Here is an 8,751-nt window from a genome sequence, read left to right as displayed (position 1 = left end):
TACAATATAAATTTTCTAAACAATAAAAAAAGCCCTGCAAAAATTCTGCAGGGCTTTTCAGATCTTTCAGCGAATTGAATGGATTAGTTTACAGCCTTATCCACTTTTTTATTTTCGCTGATCCAAGGCATCATCGCACGTAAACGGTCACCAACTTCTTCAATTGGATGTGCGTCGTTCAAGCGGCGTGTCGCTTTAAAGGATGCTTGGTTAACTTTGTTTTCCAACATGAAGTCACGTGTGAACTTACCTGTTTGGATATCTTCCAACACACGCTTCATCTCTGCTTTTGTTTCAGCTGTGATGATACGTGGACCAGTTACATATTCACCATATTCCGCTGTGTTGGAGATGGAGTAGTTCATATTTGCAATACCACCTTCGTAGATCAAGTCTACGATAAGTTTTGTTTCATGCAAGCATTCGAAATAAGCCATTTCAGGTGCATAACCCGCTTCAACCAATGTTTCGTAACCAGCTCGGATCAACTCAACCAAACCACCGCAAAGAACTACTTGTTCACCAAACAAATCAGTTTCACATTCTTCTTTGAATGTTGTTTCGATGATACCAGCGCGACCGCCACCATTTGCAGAAGCATAGGACAACGCCAAGTCCATTGCGTTACCTGTTTTGTCTTGTGCGATCGCAACCAATGTTGGAACACCACCACCTTTTAAATATTCAGAACGCACTGTGTGGCCTGGGCCTTTAGGCGCAACCATGAATACATCCAAATCAGCACGTGGCTCAATCAAGTTGAAGTGAACGTTTAAACCATGAGCAAACATCAAAGCAGCGCCTTCTTTCATATTTGCATGCAAATCATCTGCATAGATGTCGCCTTGAAGTTCATCAGGTGTCAACATCATTACAACGTCTGCCCATGCAGCACCTTCAGCAGCTGTCATGCATGTGAAACCAGAAGCTTCTGCCTTTGTACGAGTAGAAGAATCTGCACGCAAACCAATACGTACATTTTCAACACCACTGTCACGCAAGTTCATTGCATGTGCATGGCCTTGGCTACCATAGCCTACGATCAAAACGTTTTTGCCTTTGATCAAGTTAACGTCTGCGTCACGGTCATAATATACGCGCATGATCCGACTTCCCTTTGTAAAGTTAAGAAACACGCCTCTTTTGAATAAGAAGAAGCTTTAAATTAGTAAAACCGCGCCTGTTCTATATCCCACGCGCGATAGATGCAACCAAGATTCCTAAAAAATATAGAAAAATGCCTTTTCCACGCAGGACAAAGCAATTTTATCGATTTTTTTTGATAAAATTAGAAATAAAATTTCTTTTCAAATGCCGAATAACAAGTCATTTTAATAATATGACTGATATGCCAGAGCACATAAAGATTCTTACATTCTTTGTAAATAGGGGATATGAGGCCGCTTTAAAAGCGGACCTTGGGCAAGAAACAACAATTTGCAAAGATCGTCTCCGCAAAGAGTTTGAGAGTAACGAAGAAGCCTTTAATTGGGCAATGCGCCTCTATATTGCAGAAAACACATATAAAGCAGAACAAGCTCTACATACAGAAGGCATTTCACCAACGGACTGTCTTTTAACTGCTTTTATGCAATGGGCGGGTCGAGATGCCTATCATTTGCATCAGGCGAACTATGGTCGGGACATCATTGAACGTGGATTAAGATTAACGAACAAAAACAACGAACGTCATGTATCACATTTTGAAGAATCTATAAGTGACTTTCTATTTCATCAGAATTTATGCTCATCAAAAAAAGAGGCTGAGGATACAACTTTTCTTCTGATGATGTCCTCTAAGGGTTTGCTTTTAAAATGTGAAGATCGTGAAGATTATCGTCAAAGTATGTATCGAATTATTCATGCTGCACTAAATAGTTGAAAGATATTTAAAAATACATCTAAATTCCATGTCGAATTTTATTTACGCCGAAACGAACATCGGCTAACAACTGTTTCCATAAGAAATTTCACATAATTGTAACACAGGCGAAAACTTCTCAATCATGTTGTTTTTAAATAACTTGTTTAAGAATGAGAAACGCTATGACGTGCGTATCTATTTAGATGGCACGAAGGTTTTTCTCAACAAGAAGCAATATTACCTTATGGATTTGTCCCATTCAGGTTTTGCTATTGAAGGAAAGTTGCGCCCAGAAACAATTGATCAAGTAATGAATGTGGACTTCACCTTTTTTCTCGCAAATAGAGAGATGATGGTTTCCTGCCGGGCAAAGTTAATTTGGCATAGACAGGACAAAGCGGGTTTCGAATTCTTTGAATTAACACATCGCGAAACCAAAGATTTGGCCTATTTCATCAAGTCCCATCAATATCAAGTGGCGGCGGAATAAAATAAATTCAAGAAAAAAGCCGCTCAAATTTGAGCGGCTCTATTCATTTTTGCATTTGCTTGTTCTTAAAGTTCTATCACCTTAGATCCCCGACTGATGGAAACCACACCGGAGCGCGAAATTTCTACATCACCTAAAGCGCGCATCAATTCGATAAAGCTATTTACCTTTTCAGTATCACCATCAATCAAAAAAACAAAACTTTCCAATGTAGTATCAGCAACACGCGCGTTATAGATATCAGCAATACGCAAAGATTCACGACGATTATGTTCAGACGCCTTCACCTTTACCAAGGCCAATTCTTTTTCCACATGCGGACCTTCAACGGTCAAATCATGCACCTCATGAATTGGAACCAAACGATCTAATTGGGCTTTAATTTGCTCAATCACCATCGCTGTACCGCTAGTAGAAATATTGATACGAGAAATCGTCCCTTCTTCATTCACAGAAGATACGGTCAAGCTTTCAATATTATATCCTCGACCGGAAAACAGACCGATCACCCGGGCAAGCACACCCGGTTCGTTATCCACGATCACCGCAAATGTGTGGCGGTGCTTTGCTTCGCGGGTCATTACAATATCATAGGCGGAACCCGGTTGGTTTTTACGTTTATCAACCATAGCCATTTTTTTAATTCCTTAATCTAACTTTTCTGTAACTGGATAAATTTGATCTTTGAAGCCAAAGCCTTAGACCAAAATTTTACCCGCGTCGCCAATTGCCTCTTCACCTTCTGCCACAGGCCCTAACAACATATCGTTATGCGCTGCACCTGATGGGATCATCGGATAACAGTTTTCCTGATCACATACACCGATCTCACAAAGAACCGGACCGTCATAGTCAATCATTTCCTGAATGGTTGCATCCAGATCATTTGGATCATTGGTACGAATACCTTTCCAACCAAAGGCCTCAGCCAAACCAGCAAAATCTGGTAAAGCTTCAGAATAGGATTCTGAATAACGACTGCCATGCAGTAATTCCTGCCATTGACGTACCATCCCCATATAACGGTTATTCAAGATGAATACCTTTACAGGCAGACGATATTGGGTCGCAGTGCCCATTTCCTGCATATTCATCAAGAAAGAAGCTTCACCAGAAATATCAACTACCAAGCGCCCCGGATTCCCCATTTGTGTGCCTACAGCCGCTGGCAAACCGTAACCCATTGTGCCCAAACCACCAGAAGTCATCCAACGATTTGGTTGTTGGAAATGGAAATGTTGAGCGGCCCACATTTGATGCTGGCCAACCTCGGTTGTGATCAATGGATCTTTGTCTTTAGATAACTCATAAAGACGTTCAATCGCATATTGTGGCTTAATCACATCATCAGACTGGTTGTAAGACAAACATTTCTTGGCACGCCATGTATCGATCTGCTTCCACCAAGCATCCAACGCAGATTGATCAACTTTCTTCTGCTTGGATTTCCAAACTTTGATCAAACTTTCAAGGGCATGACCTGCATCGCCAACGATTGGTAAATCAACCTGAACGTTTTTTATTGATAGAACTGCGATCAATATCGATATGAATCTTTGTGGAGTTCGGTGAAAATGCATCAACACGCCCCGTGATACGGTCATCAAAACGCGCACCAATACACAACATCACATCACAATCATGCATAGTCCAGTTTGCTTCATAGGTCCCATGCATCCCCAACATACCAAGGAATTGTGGCTTATTCGCAGGAAACGCACCAAGTCCCATCAAGGTCAATGTGATCGGAATATTAGTCATTTCAGTGAATTCAGTAAGTAACTGAGAAGCCGCAGGTCCTGCATTAATAACACCGCCACCCGCATAGATAATCGGCTTTTTCGCATTCAAAAGCAAATCAACTGCTTCTTCGATATCTTCGATATCAGTCTTCACTTTTGGCTTATAGGTTTTGTGTTCCGCAGATACCTGACCGTTATATTCAGTTTCTGCAAACTGCACATCTTTCGGGATATCGATCACAACCGGACCCGGGCGACCATGGGTTGCGATATAAAATGCCTCATGCAAAGTCGGGGCAAGTTTTTCAACACGTTTCACCAAATAGTTATGTTTTGTACAAGGACGGGTAATCCCTGTTGTGTCACATTCCTGAAACGCATCATTACCAATCAATTGTGTTGGCACCTGACCGGACAAACAGATAATCGGAATAGAGTCCAACAACGCATCGGTCAAACCCGTAACTGCGTTTGTTGCACCAGGACCGGAGGTCACGAGGACGACACCAGGTTTCCCTGTAGAACGGGCGTAACCTTCTGCCGCATGAACAGCACCTTGTTCATGGCGTACCAATACGTGACGAATATTGTTCTGTTGGAACAGGGCGTCATAAATTGGCAGCACGGCACCACCTGGATATCCGAAGACGACTTCCACGCCTTGATCCTTCAAGGCTTGGATGACGATTTGGGCTCCACTCATGGCATTTGTGCTCATGTCCTTTTTTCAACCTCTTATTCTGTCCGTCTAAAATGAAATGTGACGGGAATTTTAATAAAAACACTCTCTAATTCGGACAAAAATACCCCTTGGGTTAAAACCCAATCTGGCTATTTTTGGTCGTAGGGGAGAGAGATAAACCCTCAGGTTTTACAATTTTGAAACCGAAATCTCGCAACTGCAAAATAGAGGCGCAGATTATGATCCTATTCGGGGTCGGTCAAGACCGTTTTTCGAATAAATGAAAAAATTTCAGGGTGTAATTTTTCCGAATATTGCGCATTAATATATTTTTTTGAAATAATCTGATTTTTGATCCAAGTGTTTTGTCTTTTCGCATAGCGGCGGGTAAACATACGAGTCTTTTCTGCTGCGTCTTCTATACTCATCTCACCACGTGTATAGGCAATCAATTCTGGCACGCCCAACGCTCGCATACAAGGCAGAGTATCAGGAAGATTTCTTTTTTCCAATTCGGTAATCTCTTCCAATGCTCCTTCTTCCAACATCAAATCAAAACGTCGGTTACATCGGTCATATAAAACCTCACGCGGCGGGATCAACGCCAATATATGGAAAGTCCATCCTTCAGGTGGCGTGGATATAGGCGCTTGGGCTTGCCACCATAATAGGGATTTACCCGTGGATCGAATAACTTCCAAGGCACGGGCCATACGTTGTGAATCTGTGGCATTTAACTGTGCTGCGATATCTGGATCGGCTTCCTTAAGTGCAGCATGGAGAGCCGCGACATCTTGGGCTTGAAGATCACGCACTTCTTGTCGGGTATCTTCGTCTACGGGCGGCACTTGGTTCAGGCCATCAGTAAGCGCTTGGATATATAATCCCGTCCCACCACAGACGATGGGAAGTCGTCCTACGGCCAGCGTTTCTTCGATCGCCTCAACCGCCATATCTCGCCATCTTGCCGCGGAACAAGTTTCATCCGCATCTAACACACCGTAAAGCTTATGTGGCACCTCTGCCTCATCTGCTTCAGAGGGACGGGCGGATAAAACTCGTAAGTCCTTATATACCTGCATTGAGTCAGCATTAATGACATCGCCAGAAAACTCTTTGGCAATTGCCATCGCCAAGGAAGATTTACCGGATGCAGTTGGCCCAACAAGGATCAGAATATCCGCCATATGATTTTTTGCCTCTTACAATAGAATGCTTAACCGCGATCAAGTTCGCCCGTAATCACATATTTTAGGATTTTTACAACTTGTTCCGGGGTTTCTGCAACTGCATTTGCTGCACCATCAACCTCTTTTAGGGGATGATTAATATCTGGACTGTGCAGAGTTACATATGGCTTGCCAAGGGCAGCTAAATAGCCTGCATCAAATGCGGCATTCCATTGCTTATATTTATCACCAAAGCGAACAACCCCCATATCACATTTCTGGATCAAGTTGCGTGTACGGATGGCATTCACACGAGTGCCCATTTGATCTTTCCAGAAATCATTTGGGGCTTCGCCTAAAATAGCCACACCACAATCGTCACTGTCATCATGCACGGTTACAGGCGATACAAATTCAACAGGTAAACCTTCCTTTGCAGAACCATCAATCAGACGTTCCCGCCAATCAGAATGGATTTCACCAGATAGATAAATAGACCAGATTTTTTGAGACATTATTCTTTCCCGACATAATTTTGTTACTTGTTATCTTTAGCCGCAATCTAGTCCGTCTTTACATAGACTGCAATGAGATAAGGATCATTTGTTGCCAGCTAAAGCCTTGAAAGATATGCTACCGCAAATCTTGGGCATCTGCCTTTTAATTCTATTATAAAGATTTTCTGACAGGATAAAATCATGACCAGCTGGGCTGTTACGCTTGTGGCAAAAAAAGAGAACCAACTCACCAACGATCAAGTGAAGAAAGCCCAGTCTTTACTTGGATTAGACAGCCAAATCATCTGGTTAAATGAAGGTCGTGCCTGTGACCTAATCATTCCTTCAGAACCAGCTAGCAAAGATGAGCTAGAAGAAAAGTTACTTTCCGCACTAACAAATACAGATATCGCGATCCAAAAGAATAAAAATCGCCGCAAGAAATTACTTGTTGCCGATATGGATAGCACCATGATCCAACTGGAAACTTTGGATTATCTGGCAGAAATTTTAGGTTTTGGCGAAGAAGTTAATGAAATCACCGCACGCAGTATGCGCGGTGAGCTGGACTTTGCCGATAGCCTTCGCACCCGTGTTGCCCTGCTAAAAGGTCAATCGACTGATGCCATGTCAAAAGTATTGGAGGATATCCCTTATACGGAAGGGGCTGAAGTGACAGTGAAAACCATGGTCAAACATGGGGCTTATTGTGCATTGGTTTCCGGTGGTTTCACTTTTACAACCGATATCGTCGGACCAAAGCTTGGTTTTAATGAAGCACGCGCCAATGTTTTTGAGATTGAAGACAACACACTGACGGGCAATGTTATTGAACCTATTCTTGCACGTGATAGCAAACAGCATACGATGGAAGAATTATGCGACAAACTTGGTATCACATCCGAACTTGCATGTTGCGTTGGCGATGGGGCCAATGACCTTGATATGATCCAAGCCGCCGGCATGGGCGTTGGTTTTCACGGAAAACCAATTGTTAAAGAAAAAGCAGCGTTCAATATCCGTTTTGGTGATATGGCAACTTTGCTTTATTTCCAAGGCTACCACAAAAGTGAATTCGTCGCTGTCGTTTAATTAGCAGGCTTTTCGTTTGGCAGAAACATCACAATCACATTGGCAATCAGCATTGCGCCACCTAGGAAATAGAAGGCAGAAATCAAGCCATATTCATCTGCTAGATATCCACCAATGATCGGTGAAATCATCGCCAATAGTGATTGAATGCCAAACATTAATGAGGTCGCAGATCCTCCCATTTCATCCGGTGTCATATCCATAAGCCAGCTATGCACTACAGGACGAATAGCAAATAACCCAAAGCCCATAATTGAAATACCAACAACAAATGCGATCGGGTTATTAAGTAATGTCAGACCCAATAAAATCACCGTGGTCAACACCAAACCCTGACATAACAACTGGGCGACGCCCGACCTTATCAGACCAACCTCCCGCAATTGGTGCCGCCAAAATACCAGCGCCTTGGAATGCAAATAAAGCAACGCCCATCATTTCTGGTGACAGTTGCATGTCATTCAATAGATAAAGTGGTAAAAACACCAATAGGCCTTGTTGCGCCATATTTCTGAAACCAGACATAACGCACAAAATCAAAACAAGCTTATTCTTCAATAACGCTTTAAGGCCATCAATATAATCGCTACCACTGACCTTGCTTTCTTTCGAGGTTATAGCTGATTTAGCTTCTTGTTTTTGACTACGTTTTAAAAACAAGATCAAGGCAATCGCAACGATAACAGGTGGCAAAGATGCCCAAGCTGCGGTTTCACGCCACGTGATGATCAACAACACAGGCCCAAGTAACAATGGTGCGACTGCATCGCCAATATTCGCCCCTAATGCATGAAGGGAGAGCACCAAACCACGTTGATCTCTAAACCGATTAGATAGATATGAAATGGCTGCCGGATGCCATAGATTATTGGTGGCGCCAATAAACACCATTGCGATCACTAATCCGATATAACCTGCGGCTTCACTCACAAAAAATAAGGCTGCGGTTCCTATTAGCAAGGATGCTGCCTGCCAAAGAACGCGGCGCCCTGTCATGTCGACAACAGGCCCGCTAATAATGTTTGCTGAAAAAGAAGCAATTTGGAAGATAGTGGCGAAAGCCCCTGCTTCTATATAGGAAAGATTTAAGTCATCTGCGATGAAAGGAAGTAGAAAATAAAAGGCCCCAATAATCCAATGTGTCGCCCCATGTCCAAGACCTACCAAACCACCAACGGTATAGACTTTCATAACAACTTCCCCAACATTTTTCTT

General features: G+C 42.8%; 9 protein-coding genes and 1 pseudogene. 3 read left to right on the top strand and 7 right to left on the bottom strand.

Going from position 1 to position 8,751, the window contains the following annotated elements:
* Positions 1-83: 83 nt before the first annotated feature.
* Positions 84-1,103, bottom strand: a complete 1,020-nt coding sequence (ilvC, locus tag E1160_RS09485) for a ketol-acid reductoisomerase (protein ID WP_155154911.1) — start codon at positions 1,101-1,103, stop codon at positions 84-86.
* A 236-nt stretch (positions 1,104-1,339) separates the two neighbouring features.
* Between ilvC and E1160_RS09480 the strand changes: the two genes are divergently transcribed.
* Both E1160_RS09480 and E1160_RS09475 read left to right on the top strand, forming a co-directional pair.
* Entirely contained in the window at positions 1,340-1,882 is a 543-nt protein-coding gene (locus E1160_RS09480) for a hypothetical protein (protein ID WP_155154910.1), read from the top strand.
* Between the two features lie 124 nt (positions 1,883-2,006).
* On the top strand, positions 2,007-2,354 hold the full coding sequence (locus E1160_RS09475; protein WP_155154909.1) for a PilZ domain-containing protein: 348 nt from the start codon (positions 2,007-2,009) through the stop codon (positions 2,352-2,354).
* Positions 2,355-2,419: 65 nt separating this feature from the next.
* Here E1160_RS09475 and ilvN read toward each other — a convergent pair whose 3' ends face one another.
* From ilvN to E1160_RS09455, 4 genes and pseudogenes are all read right to left on the bottom strand, one after another.
* On the bottom strand, positions 2,420-2,935 hold the full coding sequence (ilvN, locus tag E1160_RS09470) for an acetolactate synthase small subunit (protein ID WP_155154914.1): 516 nt from the start codon (positions 2,933-2,935) through the stop codon (positions 2,420-2,422).
* A gap of 117 nt (positions 2,936-3,052) precedes the next feature.
* Positions 3,053-4,814 (bottom strand): annotated as a pseudogene (locus tag E1160_RS09465) (acetolactate synthase 3 large subunit).
* A gap of 209 nt (positions 4,815-5,023) precedes the next feature.
* Entirely contained in the window at positions 5,024-5,965 is a 942-nt protein-coding gene (gene miaA, locus E1160_RS09460) for a tRNA (adenosine(37)-N6)-dimethylallyltransferase MiaA (protein ID WP_155154908.1), read from the bottom strand.
* 29 nt (positions 5,966-5,994) lie between these two features.
* Positions 5,995-6,462 (bottom strand): YtoQ family protein, encoded by a 468-nt coding sequence (locus E1160_RS09455; protein ID WP_155154907.1) that lies wholly within the window; start codon positions 6,460-6,462, stop codon positions 5,995-5,997.
* A gap of 183 nt (positions 6,463-6,645) precedes the next feature.
* On the opposite strand from E1160_RS09455, the gene serB reads away from it, so the two are divergent.
* Complete coding sequence (gene serB / locus E1160_RS09450) at positions 6,646-7,536, top strand: phosphoserine phosphatase SerB (RefSeq protein ID WP_155154906.1); 891 nt, start codon at positions 6,646-6,648, stop codon at positions 7,534-7,536.
* Here serB and E1160_RS09445 read toward each other — a convergent pair.
* Positions 7,533-7,850, bottom strand: coding sequence for an MFS transporter (locus E1160_RS09445; RefSeq protein WP_328597145.1), 318 nt, complete (start codon positions 7,848-7,850; stop codon positions 7,533-7,535). The genes serB and E1160_RS09445 overlap by 4 nt on opposite strands.
* Positions 7,822-8,727 carry an MFS transporter gene (locus tag E1160_RS09440; protein ID WP_218048818.1) on the bottom strand — a complete coding sequence of 302 codons (906 nt, stop codon included), beginning with the start codon at positions 8,725-8,727 and terminating at the stop codon, positions 7,822-7,824. Before E1160_RS09440 ends, E1160_RS09445 begins: the two co-directional genes overlap by 29 nt.
* Positions 8,728-8,751: the final 24 nt, after the last annotated feature.

The sequence above is a fragment of the Curvivirga aplysinae genome, assembly GCF_009711445.1.
Classification (GTDB): domain Bacteria; phylum Pseudomonadota; class Alphaproteobacteria; order UBA8366; family Aestuariispiraceae; genus Curvivirga; species Curvivirga aplysinae.
Note: the sequence above shows the minus strand (reverse complement) of the source record. Positions and strands in the feature narration are given on the sequence as shown.

Bases quoted from the DNA above. Each gene is read 5' to 3' on its own strand.
- ilvC (WP_155154911.1), bottom strand. From the start codon at position 1,103: ATGCGCGTATATTATGACCGTGACGCAGACGTTAACTTGATCAAAGGC.
- E1160_RS09480 (WP_155154910.1), top strand. From the start codon at position 1,340: ATGACTGATATGCCAGAGCACATAAAGATTCTTACATTCTTTGTAAAT.
- E1160_RS09475 (WP_155154909.1), top strand. From the start codon at position 2,007: ATGTTGTTTTTAAATAACTTGTTTAAGAATGAGAAACGCTATGACGTG.
- ilvN (WP_155154914.1), bottom strand. From the start codon at position 2,935: ATGACCCGCGAAGCAAAGCACCGCCACACATTTGCGGTGATCGTGGAT.
- miaA (WP_155154908.1), bottom strand. From the start codon at position 5,965: ATGGCGGATATTCTGATCCTTGTTGGGCCAACTGCATCCGGTAAATCT.
- E1160_RS09455 (WP_155154907.1), bottom strand. From the start codon at position 6,462: ATGTCTCAAAAAATCTGGTCTATTTATCTATCTGGTGAAATCCATTCT.
- serB (WP_155154906.1), top strand. From the start codon at position 6,646: ATGACCAGCTGGGCTGTTACGCTTGTGGCAAAAAAAGAGAACCAACTC.
- E1160_RS09440 (WP_218048818.1), bottom strand. From the start codon at position 8,727: ATGAAAGTCTATACCGTTGGTGGTTTGGTAGGTCTTGGACATGGGGCG.